This window comes from Pseudomonas laurentiana (genome assembly GCF_014648275.1).
In the GTDB taxonomy this organism is placed as follows: Bacteria; Pseudomonadota; Gammaproteobacteria; order Pseudomonadales; family Pseudomonadaceae; genus Aquipseudomonas; species Aquipseudomonas laurentiana.
Map to the genome: position 1 here is coordinate 1 of NZ_BMQU01000223.1, position 500 is coordinate 500.

The window sequence follows — 500 nt, forward strand, 5'->3', positions numbered from 1 at the left end:
AATTCTTTACGAAGGAGATACATTAATGACCATGTCATACGAAAGATTAAAATCCGATGATATAATTCAAGGTCTTCCTAAAGTTGAACAATTATCAGAAGCCCGCTCGAATACTTTAATATCGAAAAATCGAAAAAAAAAATTTAAAGAATTGAACAGACACCTGGCAATATTTTTTGGAAACTTTTGGGGGTCATTCACCAGTGTTAGAATAACTATGGAGGATAGTCAGAATCAGTTAGTCAATGAAATTCAAAAGATTTATCGATCCCAGGGGGTACAAATTTCTGATAAGCATATAGAAATTATTGTGCGCCAAATTACATCGAAAGTTTTAGTTGTAGATGTCGAAAAGTCCGAAAATAAAAATTTTGAAAATGGACTAAATAGTCTTTTTTTACCCGGAGAACTCATTGGATTATCACAAGCACAAAGAATGGATCGTGCTCTCGAAAAAAGAATAAATTATCGAACCATTTTATTGGGAATGACAAAGGCAT

General features: G+C 32.6%; 1 pseudogene. It reads left to right on the top strand.

Annotated elements, in window-relative coordinates:
- Window positions 1–25: 25 nt before the first annotated feature.
- A pseudogene (locus IE038_RS25865) lies at window positions 26–500 on the top strand (hypothetical protein); the annotation flags it as partial.